Raw genomic sequence first — 17,092 nt, 5'->3', positions numbered from 1 at the left:
TTGCCTTCCCTTAGATTGCCTGAGGATGAGGAACATTATGCGTATGCGAAATCAGGGTAATATTACAAAGCGATGACGCTTCTTCCAACCGCCCCGCCTTTAAGAATGGTGTTCAGCACTACAGGCAGATCGGTTAGTCCGTATTCGGTAATTCCTTCTTGAAGCACGGATGCCGGCTTCCATTCATCGGCCAGCTTCGACCATACTGATCGGCGGTAGGCCATTGGGCAGTACACCGAGTCGATGCCCAGGAGATTGATTCCCCTCAGTATGAACGGAAACACCGTCGTTTCAAACGCACCGCCGCCCGTCATGCCGGAAACGGCGACGCTTCCGCCGTATTGCACGCTTTTCAGGATGGCGCCCAAGTGATTACCACCGACGGGATCTACCACGGCTGCCCATCGCTCGGCAGAGATGGCCCCCTTGGAGGCTGCCGCAGCTTCTTCCCTGGAGATCACTTCATGGGCTCCCAGCTGTAAAAGCCAGTTCCTCTGACTGGATTTTCCTGTGGATGCCGTCACGTGATAGCCTAACTGGCTTAGGATGGACACTGCGAAGCTGCCTACTCCCCCCGTTGCTCCCGTAACTAGGACGGAACCCTGTTCCTGCCGCAGTCCATTCCGTATCAAGGCTTCTATCGATAATGCAGCCGTAAAACCTGCGGTACCGATGGCCATCGCATCACGCGGTGACAAGCCCTGCGGCAGCGGGACAAGCCATTCTCCCTTAACCCTCGCATATTGGCTGAACCCGCCTTCATGAGATACCCCTAATTCATAACCGGTACAAAGAACGGCATCGCCCTCCTTGTAATCCGCATGAGCGGAATGCACGACCGTCCCTGCCAGGTCAATGCCCGGAATGAACGGATACCGGCGGACAATTTTCCCTTCCGGTATGCTGGCCAGCCCGTCTTTATAGTTAACCCCGCTGTATAACACCCGCACGATAACGTCGCCTTCGGGCAGCCGATCCAAACTCATGTTCTCCACGCTGCCGCGAACCCCTTGCTCATCTCGACGAAGCACATAGGCTTGAAATTCGGTTTCGTTGTCCACACATATCACTCCTTGGGTTAGTTTAGGTGCTGTAAAGCAATCTGGATTGGCACCATGTGTCGAAGCTTTATACATGCTCTCGGAATATGGCGACTTATGCGCTTTCCCGAGAAATGATCCAGTATCGTCTTTTATAATCAGAATTGTGTTATTATGGAAAAAAGAATACTTTTATAAAAAAATTATCAGCTGGAGTTGAAATCCACGTTATGACTCATTTTGATTATGGATCTAGACGTAGATCCTTCCGCTTCTCATTCTGGCTCACTCTGGTGACACTATTTCTGTTACCGGTCGTCCATAAACCGATCAACCAGATTTTTGGATTCCTTGGTATACATACACAATCAGGGGGCATTGCCGGCTCGTTTCTCGTTTTCTTTCTAAGCTTGGGTCTCGCTCTAACGCTGTTTAGACTCGTCTTCTGGGTTTTCCCTTTAATTACCTGGCCTGGTCTCAAAGTGTACGCACTAATCGGCCTCCTCTTCATATTAATGACAGGGATCTACGAATACACAAGCACACACCGCTCGATCGAAGCGGCGGTATTCGAGGAGAAACATGCTTTTTTTGAAGCACCTTACAGCATTAATCATGCTGAAATCATACAATCCGAATTAACCTCTGAGAAGGCTTATTCTTTCGTGGTGACATCTAGAGCGGGACTACAATTATCCGTCTATACCAAAGGATGGTTCGGATGGAAGATGTCCGCCGTATCTATATTATACCCTTCTCCCAAGAATCCCTCTTCTCCGTCCGTATTCTCGGAGACAAGCATGGATTCATCACTCGTCTTTGGCCTGTATAGAAGCACAGAGCCCATTCGGATACATGTAAATGGTCAGCCGGCACATACCATACCCTACCAACAACTGAGGCCGGATGTCAGTGAAGATTTGTACATATGGTATTACGAACGCCAGCCCGACATGCTAGAGAACAAGGACAAGGTTCATCTCACCGCGCGTGACGTCAACGGAAGCATAGTGGATCGACTTGACCTATAGGCCAAGTACCAAAAGACGCTCCCTTCTCCTGCCAAGCGGCAAGATTGGGGAAGCGTCTTTTTCATTGGTGTATTTTATATTCTAATCTTCATGCTGTTCCATGAACTCGGCCATCATCCGCTGTTTCACTTCCCAGACCTCTTCGCTCAGGTTCACGCGGTATATCTCCGGATTCAGCTTACGCAAATACTCGGGCCAGAACTGTCCCAGCTGTGCGTCATGATAGCTGCGGATTTCCTCCAGCTCCGGCAGTACATACACCAATTCGCCATTCTGGAATATCGGTTCCAGCATGGACACCGCTTCAAAGTTCTTCACGTTTTTGCGCATGTAAGGATGCAGCGGATTAAATAGCTTCAGCTTGCCGCTTTCTGGCGGCATTTCCTCTTCCGGGAAGCAGATGTAATCGGCGATCGCTTTGCCGCTGCCCTTGGATATGATGCGGTACACGTCCTTTTTGCCGGGGGTGGACACTTTTTCAGGGTTGCCCGAGATTTTGATGGTCGGTACCATTTTCCCGTCAACCTCCCGCTCCACCAGCTTATAAACGCCTCCGAGCGCAGGCTGGTCGGCCGCCGTGATCAGCTGGGTACCGACGCCCCAAGTATCCACTTTAGCCCCCTGTGCCTTGAGATCCAGAATCGTTCCTTCATCCAGATCGTTGGAAGCCACGATGCCGACGTAATGAAGACCGGCCTCATCCAGCATCTTCCTTGCCTGAATCGACAGGTAAGCCAAATCCCCGCTGTCCAGACGAATGGCATTCATCCGCTTTCCTTGGGCCTCCAGCTTCTTCGCTGTCGCGATGGCATGGGGAATCCCGCTCTTTAACGTATCGAAGGTATCCACCAGCAGCGTCACTTGATCCGGCATGACCTCGGCAAAAATATCAAATGCCTCCTGCTCGCTCCGGAAGGTCTGCACCCAGGAATGCGCATGCGTGCCTTTGGTCGGAATGCCGAATTTCTCGCCGGCCAGCATATTCGAGGTAGCATGGAAGCCGGCCAGATACGCTGCACGGGCTCCCCACACGGCCGCATCCGCTTCCTGCGCGCGTCTTGTGCCAAACTCCAGCAAGGTATCGCCGCCGGCCACCTGACGGATGCGGGAGGCCTTGGTCGCGATCAAGGTCTGAAAATTCATGAAGTTCAGGAGCGCGGTTTCGACCAGCTGCGTCTCGAAAATGGTGCCTTCCACCCGAATGAGCGGTTCGTTCGGGAATACCAGCGCCCCCTCCTTCATGGAATGAATATTCCCTTGAAACCGGAAGCGGCGAAGCTCCTCCAGAAATTCAGGCTTATACTTCTCTTCCTGTTTGGCCAGATACGCGATATCCTCATCCGAGAAACGCAAGGACTCGATATAATGCACGATCCTTTCCAGTCCGGCAAAAACGGCGTACCCGTTACCGAACGGCAGCTTGCGGAAATATCCCTCAAACACCGCACGCGTACGATGAGAGCCGTTAATCCAATGCGCATACATCATGTTGATCTGGTATTTGTCCGTATGTAGTGCTAATCCTGCTGTCAGCATCACGATCATCCTCCAGTATGACCCGGTTCATCCATGCTTCCGGGTAGTTCGAGCTGTCTATCGATTAAGAAATTCTTCGCTTCGCACAACGGCTGCCCCGAGACTGCCCTGAAAGTGGCTTAACGCCCACTTATGCCCCTCCGGATTGAAGCTGGCAACGCCATCTTCATACACCGTTATTGTGTACCCGTAATTATACGCATCCACGGCTGTATGCAGCACGCAGATGTCGGTGCATACCCCGACAAGATCGACTTCGGTAATCCCGCGTTCCCGCAGCTTCTGGTTCAGATCCGTACCGCAGAATGCGCTGTATCTTGTTTTATCCATCCAATAGATCGTATCCTTGCGATCCTCATAGACCTGTTGTAACTCGCCGTATAATTCCCGCCCCCGGGTTCCCCGGATGTTATGCGGAGGAAACAGCTTGGTTTCGGGGTGAAAAGCGTCGTCCTGCTCATGCAGGTCCACGGCCATGACGACAAAATCTCGGCGATCGCTGTATAATCGGGTCAACTCTGCAATGGTCTTCTGAATGTCGATGGCGGGTTTCCCTACCGGCAGGTTACCATCCACGAAATCATTCGTGAAATCTATCACGATTAAGGCTTTCATCTGACACACTCCTCTACGATATGATTAATGTGATCGATAAAATAACAGCGGTTGAATCATCGACCTGCTACGTATAAATCGATAGCAGCGGCGCATGATCCGTAAATCGGTACAATTGGGCCGGACGTTGGGAATATTGGTTGGAGCTTAGCGGCTTGCCGTTCTCATCCCGCGCTTCTTCCAGTATCCCCTGTCTGCTGCGGGTCGATGTGATTTTACGGATAAAGTTGGGTTCGTTGAACTCGGGCACAACCGTCTGGATAACCTGGTATAACTCGCTCAGCGTAAAATGCTCCGGCAAAAACTGCCTGGCAATCGTCGTTTGCAGCATTTGCAGCTGAATCTTGCGGTAAGCATCCATAATAATATCCCTGTGGTCAAAAGCAAGCTCCAGCTCCTCCAAAGCTTCCGCGACCGTAAACAGGCCAACCTCTTCCGCGTCATCGGCAGCCTGGCGGTGCTCCAGCATCCACTCCTCTACGAGCGCATAGAAGGCATGGCTGATAATCCAGCCTCTTGGATCACGTCCCGGCGCGCTATACACGCCCAAGTACTCCAAGTGTCCGCCGTCCACCCCGGTCTCTTCCTTCAGCTCCCGTTTGGCGGCATCGTAAATCGACTCGCTTTCACGGCAAAAACCGCCGGGAAGCGCCCACATGCCGGCACAAGGCCATGACCTGCGCCGGATCAGCATCACCTTAAGCTCCCGAATGGGCAGTGTCTTGGTAAAGGTCTTCCGTTCCCGCTTCGTCAGGGTAAACATCACGATATCGGCGGGCACACCGTCCGGTGTTCTGTATTTCTTGGCACTGCTCTTTGGCGCCTGTTCGCGATCCGTCATTTCCATCACCATAACTATTAATTTGATAATTTCATTATGACATATTTAAAAATGATGTCAAGGATTTCCTAGCCCAATCTCTATATAAGTTTACTATGCCCTATACATCCTCATTCTGTGCATGCCTTAACAAGAACAGAAAAGGTGCGGAACCATTCCGCACCTCGTTTCCTCTATCCGCAGCTGCTTGGCGGCGTATCTTTGCCTGTTTCCACGTTCACTTTTTCCGAAACGGTATCGTGAATCACGGACACGACCAGCTGAAGGAGATAATTAATGTCGCTCTGACTTTGCTGGAACTCCATCACGAGCGGAATGCTGTCAATCTCCTCCTGCAGCTCTTCGATCTCGCGTTCGATTTTTGCTACCATGTCCTTGTTCTGGAACGTTTCAAAAGCTACGATTTCTTTCTGCTTTTTCTTAATGGTTTTGATCAGGTTTTGGACCCGTTCGTGATTCTGGATCTTCTCTTCCGCTTGCTTAAACATCTGAACTTCTTCGCTTGTGGATATTAAATTCGCCAGCTCGCCGGCTTTCGCCAGAATATCGTCGCGTATAATCAATTCACGCGTATTGTAAGTGGACATACCGTAGGTGTTGGTACGAACATGATCATGTGCCAAGGTTCATCGCTCCAATTCTTCATCATCTATATGGGTATATGCAGGCATGGATCCATTGCGGTAACGGTCTATGCTGCATTGGCATGCTTCTTGCCCCTTCATTATACCGCATCTGAGGCAGGAATCGCGTCCGGGATCATATCCCCTTTGATATACCAGGTCTTCGTATCCGTGATCCGTACATTCACGAAGCTGCCTACGAGTTCCGTTGAGCCTTCAAAATGCACCAGCTTGTTCGTGCGCGTGCGTCCGGACAGCATGGAATCATTGTTCTTGCTGACTCCTTCTACCAGAACCTCCACCGTAGATCCAAGCAGCCTGTCGTTGCTCTTGCGGCTGTATTCATTAATGGCGGCGTTCAAGCGCTGCAGACGCTCGCTCTTAACCTCCATCGGCACGTTATCCTCCATCACCGCTGCCGGCGTTCCTTCGCGCGGAGAATAAATAAAGGTATACGCAGAGTCATAACCTACTTCCCGTACCAGGGACAGCGTCTCCTCAAACTGCTCATCGGTTTCGCCGGGGAAACCTACAATGATGTCGGTGGTGAACGCTACATTGGGAATCGCCTTCTTAATCTTATGGGCCAGTTCCAAATACGTCTCGCGGGTATATTTCCGGCTCATTTTCTTGAGCACTTGCGAGCTTCCCGACTGCACCGGCAGATGAATATGCTCCACCAGGTTGCCGCCCTTCGCCAGCACCTCGATCAGATGATCGTCGAAGTCCCTTGGATGGGATGTCGTGAAGCGAACGCGCGGGATATCGATTTTGTGAATATCATCCATCAGATCGCCGAAGCGATACTGGATATCTTCAAAATCTTTGCCGTACGCATTCACGTTTTGACCGAGCAGCGTAATTTCCTTATACCCTTGACGGGCCAATTCGCGAACCTCGGCAATGACGTCCTCCGGACGCCGGCTGCGTTCCTTGCCGCGGGTGTAAGGGACGATGCAGTATGTACAGAATTTATCACAGCCGTACATAATGTTGACCCAGCCGCGGAGACCTTCCCTTTTCTTCGGAAGATTCTCGACAATGTCGCCTTCCTTGGACCACACTTCAACCACCATTTCCTTGCTGAAGAGCGCTTCCTGAATCAAGTGAGGCAGACGATGTACGTTATGCGTGCCGAAGATCAGATCCACGAAGCCGTGCTTTTGGAGAATTCGATTCACGACCGATTCTTCCTGCGACATGCAGCCGCAAACCCCAAGCAGCATATCCGGCTTTTCCGTCTTCAGATGCTTCAGGTGGCCGAGTTCGCCAAACACCTTGTCCTCCGCATTCTCACGAATGGCACATGTGTTGAGCAAAATGATGTCCGCCTGCTTGCGATCCTCGGTTGCCCGGTAGCCCATCTGCTCCAGCAATCCCTTAATCGTCTCGGAATCATGCTCATTCATCTGGCATCCGTACGTATACACGATGTAATGCTTGCCAGCCCCGATGCTTCGGAACTCCTCAGGCAGCTCGGTATCGTACAGGACTTCGACACTCTGTTTGCCGCGTTGTTTTTCCTGTCTATGATTAGGCTCCGAAAGAATGTTGATTTCCCGGCCGTTGATGCGAATTCTCTTCCCGTGTTCGTCTTCCGAGAGAACTTTGGCTCCTGAAAAATCAAAATACTTGGAGTAGTCCTTACTTTCTTTGGACATGCTAGGTCACTCCTTAGATCCGCAAAATCTCTGGTTTACATGACAATATTGCTTAATAGGCACTGTTTTAAATTATATCATGATCTTTATGCCTAAGCTACCACCCTGGTGCTATTAGAGCGTTCCTTGGCCGTTGATTTTCTTCTCCGCATGTTCGGCAGCACGCCGCCCGTAAACTTGGAATTTCCAAAAAAGAGCCTGGCATCGATGAATCGATCCAGGCTCTTCTTGACTGCGAACTTGTAAAAGCTGCGCATGCGTGACACATACAGTATGTTCTTATAGCTTTCTAAAGCCGCGGATTAATCAATAATTTCAGCAGTGTCTCCGGTTTTGGCGCCGGCTGCGTTGGCCTCATCGGTGTCGATGTGCATGTCGAGCGCAAAATTGTCGGATACGCGGGCAATGACGTTCTCCAGCACGAGGCCGCGTTCGCCGCCTAGGCGCACTTTGAGCAGGTCCTTGTCCTTGATGCCCCACTGCTCCGCATCGGATGTATGGAAGTGAATATGACGAGCGGCCACGATGACGCCTTCGTCCACCGTTACTTCACCTGCCGGGCCTTTAATCGTGATTCCCGGGGTTCCGGCAATGTTTCCGGATTCGCGCACGGGTGCTTTCACGCCGATGGCAAAGGAATCCGTACGGGAAATTTCCAGTTGGGTTGCAGGACGCGCAGGTCCCAAAATTCTTACTTTATCGAATTGTCCCTTCGTTCCAATGACCGCTACCGTTTCGTTGGCCGCGAATTGTCCTGGCTGGGACAAAGGTTTGAACTCTGTAAGTTGATATCCAGGGCCGAACAATGCCTCAATATGCTCTTGGGTTAAATGAATATGGCGGGCGGATACACCCACGGGTACAGTTTTACTCATCTGTCTCACTCCTTGTTTTTCTCTATATGCTGTACATGCCATCACCTATTATACTCTCTATTACCCAAAAATAAAAAGGCAACCCGCGTGTTTCAGGCCGCCTTCTTTGGTTTCTTGCGCGATCTGCAACAGGATTGTCATAGTTATCCTCGAATCCAGGATGTTATGCGTCATGTTCATCTTCTTGAACCGGCGATGCAGGCAAATGCTGTTCAAGAAAACGCAGCGGATTATCCGACATCCAGCCCTTGACCGTCGATTCGGGATAAAACTTGAGCAGCAGCTCCTGAAAATCCGGATACCGGCCCGGATGCTCCAGCCCTTCGATCCACTGATCGATTCCGTCGAAATCCGACCCGAACATGATGTGCTTCTCTCCGCCCAGCTCACAAATCTTCTCGATGTGCGGCAGGACGTCCTCCGGCGTCACGCGCTGGACACCGCTGCGGATAAACCAGGGCACAAACGTGATGCCGATCATGCCGTTTAACGCTATCAGTGCCCGTATCTGTTCATCGCTCAAATTCCGGGGATGCGGGCAAATGGAGTAGGCATTGGAATGCGAAGCAATGACGGGCCGCTGAGTCAGCTCCGCCAGTTCCCAGAAACCGGCCTGGGACAGATGGGACACATCCAGAATGATGCCTGTTCTATGACATTGCTCGATCAGCTGACGTCCCCGTTCCGTAAACCCGCCGTTTCGCTGCTCCAGCACGCCATCCGCTGCCCAGTTGGCATAATTCCAGGTAACTCCCATCAATCGTACGCCCATATCAAATAAAAGCTGAACGTAATACAGATTGCCCTCCAGCCCGTCAACGCCTTCCAGCGACAGGACGCCGTACCGCTCCGTTTTGCGTTGTCCCATCTCCCGGACTTGTTCCCGCCAGAGCAGGGGCTTCAGATGACCCGCGTTCACGATGCGGCTTCGGAATACATCCAATTGGGCCAGCACGCGCTCAAAGGAGGGCCTCCCGAATTTCTCCGACAAGAACACAGCGAATACCTGAAGCGCCAGATCCCCGCGCTCCAAACGCTGCATCGTTACATCCAAATGCGGGCCGTCCACAAAAGAGGCTTTGGGATCTTCCCACATTTTGCTCAAAACATCGCAGTGAAAATCAACCGTCCGCATCGTGCCGCTCATCCCCCTTCTGACCTGTCACAGCAAAAAGCCTGTTTACGCTAAGCAGAGTAAACAGGCTCATCCTCAACATTCGAAATTTATCTAGGTTCCACGATCAATTTAATTGCCGTCCGGTCTTCGCCATCAATCACAATATCCGTAAAAGCAGGGATGCATATCAAATCCACCCCGCTCGGTGCTACAAATCCCCGGGCAATCGCTACCGCTTTAATGGCCTGGTTCAGTGCTCCCGCCCCAATCGCTTGCAGTTCCGCTCCGCCCCGCTCCCGAAGAACTCCAGCGAGCGCCCCTGCAACCGAATTAGGATTGGATTTTGCTGAAACTTTTAATACTTCCATGGTAAGTACCTCCCCTGGGAATGTTGAGTGATGGTTTGCTTCCGCTTACTAGATGTTATTCGTGAGAGGAGAAAAAATTCCTGCTTTTTACCATCCGTACCTAATTTAATTAAACGGATTTTGACGTTTTTAATCCATCCGCCATTCATCTTCGTACATGCGGATTTTTTGGATTTTCCGGGCTTTTCCCGTCTCCTCATCCATGTCCACGCATACGGCGTGGAACTGCCATTTGCCTTCGTCGACCTGGAAACGGGCAGGAAGCTGGGTCTTGAATTTATACATGACCGCATCGCGCTGCATGCCGAGGATGCCTTCCTTGGAGCCCACCATGCCGGTATCCGTAATGTATGCCGTTCCTCCCGGGAGTATGGTATCGTCATTGCTCTGCACGTGGGTGTGCGTGCCGACCACCATCGAGGCACGGCCTTCCAGATGCCATCCCATGGCAATTTTCTCCGAGGTCGCTTCAGCATGAAAATCCACAAGGATGCATTTGTGCTTCTGGCGCAGTGTATCCACGATGTCATCGGCGGCCCGGAACGGGCAATCGATGGCTGGCAGGAATGTCCGTCCCTGCAGATTCACGATCGCCAGCTGTTTGCCGTTCGCTTTAATGACGGTGTATCCGCGGCCGGGCGTGCCGGGCGGAAAGTTCGCCGGGCGAACCATGCGGGGTTCGTCGTCGATGAATTCAAATATATCCTTGTTATCCCACGTGTGGTTTCCCAAGGTGATGCCATGAATGCCCCAATTGAAAAATTCATTGGCGATGGCCGAGGTGATGCCGCGTCCTGAAGCCGCGTTCTCCCCATTGGCAATAATGATGTGCGGATTATATTTGGACTTCAGCTCCGGAAGGGAAGCTTTCAGCGCCTTGCGTCCTGTGCTGCCGACAATGTCTCCGATGAATAATACTTTGATGTCAATCACTCCTTCAGGGGAGCCTGTCCTGTCCTGACTTGATCCCAGGCAGGTCGGTTCCCGATTCATGGATAGTCCGATATGTATTTTCGGATATCTTAAAGATAAAAAGTGGCCGGAATGCGGCCACTTTTTAAGGTCCAAACTCTATTTCGCGTAATCGACCGCACGGGTTTCCCGGATAACGGTGACTTTAATATGACCCGGATAATCCAGTTCATTTTCAATCGTTTTGGTAATGTCGCGTGCCAAGCGGAATGCTTCGGCATCGTCGATTTTTTCCGGCTGTACCATGACGCGAACTTCACGTCCTGCTTGAATGGCGTAGGATTTCTCAACGCCTTCAAAGGATTCGGAAATTTCCTCGAGCTTCTCAAGACGACGGATGTACGTCTCAAGCGTCTCTCTGCGTGCCCCCGGTCTGGCAGCGGACAATGCGTCGGCTGCGCCCACCAGCATGGCGATAACCGAAGTTGCTTCGCAATCACCGTGATGGGAGGCAATGCTGTTGATAACCACCGGATGTTCCTTATACTTCTTCGCCAGCTCCACGCCGATTTCAACGTGCGATCCTTCCACTTCATGATCCAGCGCTTTACCGATGTCATGCAACAGTCCTGCCCGTTTCGCAAGCACGATGTCTTCGCCCAGTTCGCCGGCCATCAGGCCAGTCAAATAGGCCACTTCCATGGAGTGTTTCAACACATTTTGTCCATAGCTCGTACGGAATTTCAGTCGACCCAAAATTTTGATCAAATCCGGATGCAAACCGTGTACGCCAACCTCGAAAGTGGCTTGTTCCCCATACTCGCGAATGCGTTCGTCCACTTCCTTGCGGGATTTCTCCACCATTTCTTCGATACGAGCCGGATGAATCCGTCCGTCCGCCACGAGCTTTTCCAAAGCCGTACGGGCAATTTCACGGCGAATCGGATCAAATCCGGACAGAATGACAGCTTCCGGAGTATCATCGATAATAAGGTCAATCCCTGTAAGGGTCTCAAGCGCACGAATGTTTCGGCCTTCACGTCCGATAATCCGGCCTTTCATTTCTTCGTTCGGCAAGGTGACAACAGAAACCGTGGTCTCAGCTACGTGATCAGCCGCACAGCGTTGAATAGCCAGCGTGATGATCTCGCGTGATTTCTTATCTGCTTCTTCCTTCGCCTGCTGCTCGATTTCTTTGATCATCTGAGCGGTTTCATGACGAACTTCTTGCTCGACATTGCTGAGAATGATGCTGCGGGCATCCTCCATCGTCAGGTTGGAGATGCGCTCCAGTTCTGTCGTTTGCTTCTTGTAAATTGCATCGATTTGCTGCTGGGTTTCCTCTATTCGTTTCTCTTTGTTCGCCACTTGTTCTTCTTTACGTTCCAAAGATTCTATTTTTTTATCCAGCGACTCTTCCTTTTGCAACAATCTGCGCTCCTGCCGTTGAATTTCATTCCGGCGCTCGCGAGTGTCTTTTTCAGCTTCGGCTCTGATTTTATGAACTTCGTCTTTAGCTTCGAGAACCGTTTCTTTCTTCAATGCTTCTGCTTCCTTCTTCGCACTTTCGACGATCTGCAAAGCGGCATGCTCGGCACTGGAAATTTTAGCTTCTGCAAGGGATTTGCGAATAAAATAACCGAACCCAAAGAATATAGCGGCTACAGCGAGAACGATTATGATCCAGATCCAAGTTTCCATCTGTTCACCTCCTCGTTGTTTCCTCCAAGGCATTCCTTGGGAAAATGTGCAATTGTCAGGTTACTCATTCATACATAAAATTTTCCGGCAGTGGAAGCTGCCGTCCATACTGCGCACGCCATCAAGATCGTACGCAAATCCCGCCTTAGCCAGCGGAATACATTTCACTATGAATTGGCGATTTAAGAATCTTTCACAAAGTAGTCACTTTTTTGGAAGGAAAAAGGATTCTAATTTATGATAAAAAGATTCATATTTATTTTAGTATTTATAAAAAGATATTGTCAAGGGAAAGCAATGGGTAAACGTCAGTTTCATCCAGTGAAACCATTTCTTTAGCGAAAAAATGCACACCTGCTTGTGCTTTATTCAAAATCATACGGCTCTTCGTCCCATTCGCCTTTCTCCTGCTCCTCTTCGATCAGAATTTTGAGTGCCTGGTGCACAGGCTCTCCCCCAAACCCCCTACGCATTAAATATGCTCCGGTTTTACGTTTGCGATCCAGCAGCTCCCCCTGGGTTTGCTGCCATTTTTTTCGTCCCACGGCCAGGCAGCTCTCCAATTCCGATTCTGCGCTGATCTCGCCCAATGCCTCCGAAATCAGCTCGGTGCCGATTCCCTTCTGCCTCAGCTCCTGCTTAACCCACAGCCGTCCCTTCTTATGGCTGGTCATGCGCTGCTCTGCCCACATCTTAGCGTACAGCGCGTCATCCACCAGCTTGTCCTTCTCGAGGCGTTCCAGCGTCGTCTCCACGCTGCTGGGCTCGAACCCCTTTTGCTGCAAACGCTGCGTGATCTCTTGGGTCGTCCTTGGTTTCCGCGCCAAATGATTCAGCGCTTCGACGTAAGCCCGCTGCCGCTCATCTGCCACGACAATCTCCTGCAGCTCTTCCTTGCGAAAAACATTTCCCTTTAACATGCGATATTTAAGCATCACGTCTTCATGAACGGTCATAAGGTACGGACCGAACGCGATTTGATACCGGTGTTTGGGCTTTTTCAGCATTTCGACAGAGGTTATGACCAGATCCTCGTCTTCCGGAAAATGTCCAATTCCCGAGGAATCCGCCTGTCCCGACATTTCTTTATTCTCTATATCCATACGACGCTCCCTTCACGGCTGCACGCTTCTCGACACTCGTCAAGACCAATGATTCGGCAGAAATAAATGCAAAGAAGACCGTCTGGCGTTACCCACACCGGACGGTCCCCAACACTGTCATCGTTAATCAGCGATTTATTACTCTACCTTAAACAACTCTTGCTCTTCCAATTGCTCTTGTTCCTTCTCCTTATCGGAAGGCTCAGGAACAGCCGTCGTCAGGTTACTCGCTTCACGGATCTTGTTCTCGATCACGCTGGCGATCTCCGGATTCTCCTTCAAGAACTGCTTCGCATTCTCGCGGCCTTGACCAAGACGGTCACCCGCATAAGAATACCATGCTCCGCTCTTATCCACGATATCCAGTTCCGTACCGATATCGATCAGGCTTCCCTCTCTAGAGATGCCTTCGCCGTACATAATATCAAGCTCGGCCTGTTTGAAAGGTGGAGCTACCTTGTTCTTAACAACCTTAATCCGTGTGCGGTTACCCACCACATCGTTGCCCATTTTGATGCTCTCAATTCGACGCACGTCCAAACGAACCGTGGAATAGAACTTCAGAGCACGTCCGCCTGGGGTTGTTTCAGGGTTACCGAACATAACGCCAACCTTCTCGCGAAGCTGGTTGATAAAGATGGCAATCGTTTTCGACTTATTGATGGCACCCGACAATTTACGAAGAGCCTGGGACATCAGACGGGCTTGCAGACCCACGTGGGAATCACCCATGTCACCTTCGATCTCGGCTTTCGGTACAAGCGCGGCAACCGAGTCAATAACGATGACATCGACGGCGCCGCTCCGTACCAGAGCTTCCGCAATTTCCAGCGCCTGCTCGCCCGTATCCGGTTGGGAGAGCAGCAATTCATCAATGTTAACGCCCAATTTGTTTGCATAGGATGGATCCAGAGCATGCTCGGCATCAATAAATGCAGCTTGTCCGCCAGCCTTCTGAACCTCTGCGATAGCATGCAGGGCTACTGTTGTTTTACCGGAGGATTCCGGTCCGTACACTTCAATAATCCGGCCTCTAGGCAAGCCGCCGGTTCCTAAAGCTATATCCAATGCCAACGATCCGCTTGGCACAATCTCTACCTGCATATGGGTGGATTCACCCAGTTTCATGATGGAACCTTTTCCGAACTGTTTCTCTATCTGGCGAAGCGCCATTTCCAGCGCAGCACGACGATCTGACAATTGTTCCACAACCCTTCACTGTTGATAGTCTTATCATACCTTGTTTTGACACGTTTGCCAAGCTTTTTTCGAACATACATTCGTTTTTTTTATTCAGCTCCCCTTCCCGTTCATGCTCCGAACCCTATGTATAAAGAACAAGAACCGTGGCAACATCAATCGATATGCCACGGTTCTTCCGTATTTCCCATTATACTTGGAACGGTTCCTGAATTCAAGAACAGCTATTTAGCAAGGTGTAAATTTTTTACTTTTCCAAAGCCTTTGGCCACGAAGCCTAAGCCTGCTCAGAGGCTACGAGACGCTGCCAAAGCCGGTATAGCAGCGCCTTGGTTGCGCGGAGCCGGATCGTTTCGCGGTTGCCTTGGAGGTTCAGCTCATGCACTTCCGTTTCTTTGCCCCTTTGGGACAATCCGATGTAGACCAGCCCTATAGGCTTGCGTTCCGCGTAACCCGGACCTGCCACGCCTGTCACCGATAAACCGAAGTCGCTGTCGGTTACCATCCGGACATGATCCGCAAGCGCTTCAGCAACCTCCGCACTGACGGCACCCGGCGCATCGTCCCCCTCCAGCAGCGCATGCGGGATATGCACAAGCTTCTCCTTGATCTGGTTGGTGTAACAGATGATCCCCCCAAGAAACATCGATGCGCTTCCGGGAATGGAGGTCAGGGTCTCCGCTACAAGTCCTCCCGTGCAGCTCTCCGCCGCGCTCAGGGTCCAGCTTCGATCTGCCATCATGTCCACGATGACCTTTTCGATGGGCACATCCTCGTTGGCATACATAAATTCAGGCCCTCTCTCCCGGATCCTGGCTTCGAGTTCATTCAGCCGGACCATCGCCTCAGACTCGCTGGAGGCCTTCGTGGAGATGCGGACGGTGACCTCCCCATCCTTGGCATACAAAGCAATCGTCGGATCGGTCTGGGCCGTAATCAGGTCCTCCAGGCGCTGATCCAGCGCGGACTCCCCGATGCCCGCGAATTTGAGCATCTTCGAATAGATGGGAAGCTCATCCGTGAGCACATGCTGCAGAAGCCAAGGCTTGGCCTCCTGCTCAAACATCGGCATCAATTCTTTGGGCGGCCCCGGCAAAACGATATAATGAGTGCCTTCATAGGATACCGCGTTCCCGACGGCCAGGCCTGTCTCGTTCGGAAGCGGGGTGCCTCCCTCGATGGCGAGAGCCTGGCGCCGATTGTTCTCGGTCATGACGGATCCCCGCTCATGAAAGAAGCGTTCAATCCGGTCCATGGCCATCCGGTCGATATGCAAGGAACGATTTAGAAAGGAAGCCAGCGCATCCTTCGTCAGATCGTCCTGCGTGGGACCGAGACCGCCGGACAGGAGTACAATATCGGCTCTGCTGCTGGACAGGCGCAAGGCCTCCTTGAGCCTCTCCAGGTTGTCCCCGACAACGGTTTGATAGTACACGTCGATCCCCATTGAAGCAAGCTGTCTGGACAAATACTGTGCGTTGGTATTCACGATCTGTCCGAGGAGAAGTTCTGTTCCAACTGCAATGATTTCTGCTTTCATGATTCATCGATCCTCCCGTATCTTCTATCTCTTCGTTAGTAGCTGCCTTCGTTATTCTTACCCGGCGGAAGAAAAAAGCAATAGGATGGCTCCTATTGCCGTTATGCCCCGGTACCTTTGAGAAGGTGCCTGTTCTGGACAAAATATTCGATTCCCGAATAGATCGTAATCAGCGCGGCAGCCCAGATCGCAATGACATCAAACGGAATCCCCAAAAATACAAACGGGAAATTGTTGATCAGAAGCGCGACAATCGCCACGATCTGAATCACCGTCTTGATTTTTCCGGATTGACCTGCTGCGACTACCGAACCTTCCAGAAGCGCAATTTGTCTCAAGCCAGTCACCGCAAATTCCCTGCTGATGATGACAACAGCAATCCAGGATTCGCATTTTCCCATCTCTACAAGCGATATGAGTATGGCCGCAACCAGCAGTTTGTCCGCCAGCGGATCCAGAAGTTTACCCAGATTCGTCACCATATTGTTTTTCCGGGCCAGATACCCGTCAATGCCGTCCGTGCTTGCAGCAAGTATGAATATCAGTGCCGCAATCAATTGGTTATAGGGCAGGACAAAATCATTCCACACAATGGGATCCGGATAAAAATCAAAATCCACCAGCAGGAAAATCATCATGACAGGGATCAAGCAAATGCGGGCCAACGTGATACGATTGGGTAAATTCATGGGGCAACCTCCCTTGCAACGGGTTGTCTTGTTAACTCGGCAGACCCTGCAGCGGTTATCCTTCTGCATGTCATCAGGGTCGCTCTTCCCAAGAGCCTAAAGGGTTTGAAGCGTGCATCGCTGTCTGTCATTTTCATCCCCCAGTAATCTATGTATACGTTAATCCTTATATATCGTTTTTTAGTATAATATTTCCGTTGACGCCCTGTCAAAAGAAACAAACCAGCCGAGCCCACCCCT

Annotated in this window: 15 protein-coding genes; all 15 read right to left on the bottom strand. The window is 51.2% G+C overall.

The features are described 5' to 3' along the window. Positions 1-62: 62 nt before the first annotated feature. Entirely contained in the window at positions 63-1,061 is a 999-nt protein-coding gene (locus tag RB298_RS22410) for an NADPH:quinone oxidoreductase family protein (RefSeq protein WP_096774473.1), read from the bottom strand. Positions 1,062-2,152: 1,091 nt separating this feature from the next. Further along, positions 2,153-3,607, bottom strand: a complete 1,455-nt coding sequence (locus RB298_RS22405; RefSeq protein ID WP_192572602.1) for a nicotinate phosphoribosyltransferase — start codon at positions 3,605-3,607, stop codon at positions 2,153-2,155. A 57-nt stretch (positions 3,608-3,664) separates the two neighbouring features. Next, complete coding sequence (locus RB298_RS22400) at positions 3,665-4,222, bottom strand: cysteine hydrolase family protein (protein WP_486048624.1); 558 nt, start codon at positions 4,220-4,222, stop codon at positions 3,665-3,667. Between the two features lie 67 nt (positions 4,223-4,289). Continuing rightward, positions 4,290-5,075, bottom strand: coding sequence for an NUDIX hydrolase (locus RB298_RS22395; protein ID WP_015736272.1), 786 nt, complete (start codon positions 5,073-5,075; stop codon positions 4,290-4,292). A 161-nt stretch (positions 5,076-5,236) separates the two neighbouring features. Next, positions 5,237-5,686 (bottom strand): YlbF/YmcA family competence regulator, encoded by a 450-nt coding sequence (locus RB298_RS22390; protein ID WP_015736273.1) that lies wholly within the window; start codon positions 5,684-5,686, stop codon positions 5,237-5,239. Positions 5,687-5,787: 101 nt separating this feature from the next. Next, positions 5,788-7,347, bottom strand: a complete 1,560-nt coding sequence (gene miaB, locus RB298_RS22385) for a tRNA (N6-isopentenyl adenosine(37)-C2)-methylthiotransferase MiaB (RefSeq protein WP_015736274.1) — start codon at positions 7,345-7,347, stop codon at positions 5,788-5,790. Between the two features lie 302 nt (positions 7,348-7,649). Further along, positions 7,650-8,222: a phosphate propanoyltransferase gene (gene pduL / locus RB298_RS22380; RefSeq protein WP_096774477.1), complete on the bottom strand. Its 573-nt coding sequence runs from the start codon at positions 8,220-8,222 to the stop codon at positions 7,650-7,652. Between the two features lie 163 nt (positions 8,223-8,385). Further along, entirely contained in the window at positions 8,386-9,357 is a 972-nt protein-coding gene (locus RB298_RS22375; protein WP_486048621.1) for a dipeptidase, read from the bottom strand. Between the two features lie 89 nt (positions 9,358-9,446). Then, complete coding sequence (locus RB298_RS22370; RefSeq protein WP_006211249.1) at positions 9,447-9,707, bottom strand: stage V sporulation protein S; 261 nt, start codon at positions 9,705-9,707, stop codon at positions 9,447-9,449. Positions 9,708-9,836: 129 nt separating this feature from the next. Further along, entirely contained in the window at positions 9,837-10,631 is a 795-nt protein-coding gene (locus tag RB298_RS22365) for a TIGR00282 family metallophosphoesterase (protein WP_176502442.1), read from the bottom strand. Positions 10,632-10,778: 147 nt separating this feature from the next. Beyond that, positions 10,779-12,320, bottom strand: coding sequence for a ribonuclease Y (gene rny, locus RB298_RS22360; protein WP_009589303.1), 1,542 nt, complete (start codon positions 12,318-12,320; stop codon positions 10,779-10,781). Between the two features lie 365 nt (positions 12,321-12,685). After that, positions 12,686-13,423 (bottom strand): regulatory protein RecX, encoded by a 738-nt coding sequence (locus RB298_RS22355; RefSeq protein WP_486048619.1) that lies wholly within the window; start codon positions 13,421-13,423, stop codon positions 12,686-12,688. A 138-nt stretch (positions 13,424-13,561) separates the two neighbouring features. Continuing rightward, positions 13,562-14,623 carry a recombinase RecA gene (recA, locus tag RB298_RS22350; protein WP_015736279.1) on the bottom strand — a complete coding sequence of 354 codons (1,062 nt, stop codon included), beginning with the start codon at positions 14,621-14,623 and terminating at the stop codon, positions 13,562-13,564. Between the two features lie 277 nt (positions 14,624-14,900). Further along, the gene (locus tag RB298_RS22345) at positions 14,901-16,163 is read right to left on the bottom strand and encodes a competence/damage-inducible protein A (protein WP_036659261.1); all 1,263 of its coding nucleotides are present in this window, start codon (positions 16,161-16,163) and stop codon (positions 14,901-14,903) included. 101 nt (positions 16,164-16,264) lie between these two features. After that, positions 16,265-16,852, bottom strand: a complete 588-nt coding sequence (gene pgsA, locus RB298_RS22340) for a CDP-diacylglycerol--glycerol-3-phosphate 3-phosphatidyltransferase (protein WP_009589313.1) — start codon at positions 16,850-16,852, stop codon at positions 16,265-16,267. Between the last annotated feature and the right edge of the window lie 240 nt (positions 16,853-17,092).

It is taken from the genome of Priestia sp. BR_2 (genome assembly GCF_041954005.1).
GTDB lineage: Bacteria > Bacillota > Bacilli > Paenibacillales > Paenibacillaceae > Paenibacillus_AQ > Paenibacillus_AQ lautus_A.
Note: the sequence above shows the minus strand (reverse complement) of the source record. Positions and strands in the feature narration are given on the sequence as shown.

Bases quoted from the DNA above. Each gene is read 5' to 3' on its own strand.
- RB298_RS22370 (WP_006211249.1), bottom strand. From the start codon at position 9,707: ATGGAAGTATTAAAAGTTTCAGCAAAATCCAATCCTAATTCGGTTGCA.
- RB298_RS22355 (WP_486048619.1), bottom strand. From the start codon at position 13,423: ATGGATATAGAGAATAAAGAAATGTCGGGACAGGCGGATTCCTCGGGA.
- RB298_RS22405 (WP_192572602.1), bottom strand. From the start codon at position 3,607: ATGCTGACAGCAGGATTAGCACTACATACGGACAAATACCAGATCAAC.
- RB298_RS22375 (WP_486048621.1), bottom strand. From the start codon at position 9,357: ATGCGGACGGTTGATTTTCACTGCGATGTTTTGAGCAAAATGTGGGAA.
- rny (WP_009589303.1), bottom strand. From the start codon at position 12,320: ATGGAAACTTGGATCTGGATCATAATCGTTCTCGCTGTAGCCGCTATA.
- miaB (WP_015736274.1), bottom strand. From the start codon at position 7,347: ATGTCCAAAGAAAGTAAGGACTACTCCAAGTATTTTGATTTTTCAGGA.
- RB298_RS22400 (WP_486048624.1), bottom strand. From the start codon at position 4,222: ATGAAAGCCTTAATCGTGATAGATTTCACGAATGATTTCGTGGATGGT.
- pduL (WP_096774477.1), bottom strand. From the start codon at position 8,222: ATGAGTAAAACTGTACCCGTGGGTGTATCCGCCCGCCATATTCATTTA.
- RB298_RS22395 (WP_015736272.1), bottom strand. From the start codon at position 5,075: ATGGTGATGGAAATGACGGATCGCGAACAGGCGCCAAAGAGCAGTGCC.
- pgsA (WP_009589313.1), bottom strand. From the start codon at position 16,852: ATGAATTTACCCAATCGTATCACGTTGGCCCGCATTTGCTTGATCCCT.
- RB298_RS22345 (WP_036659261.1), bottom strand. From the start codon at position 16,163: ATGAAAGCAGAAATCATTGCAGTTGGAACAGAACTTCTCCTCGGACAG.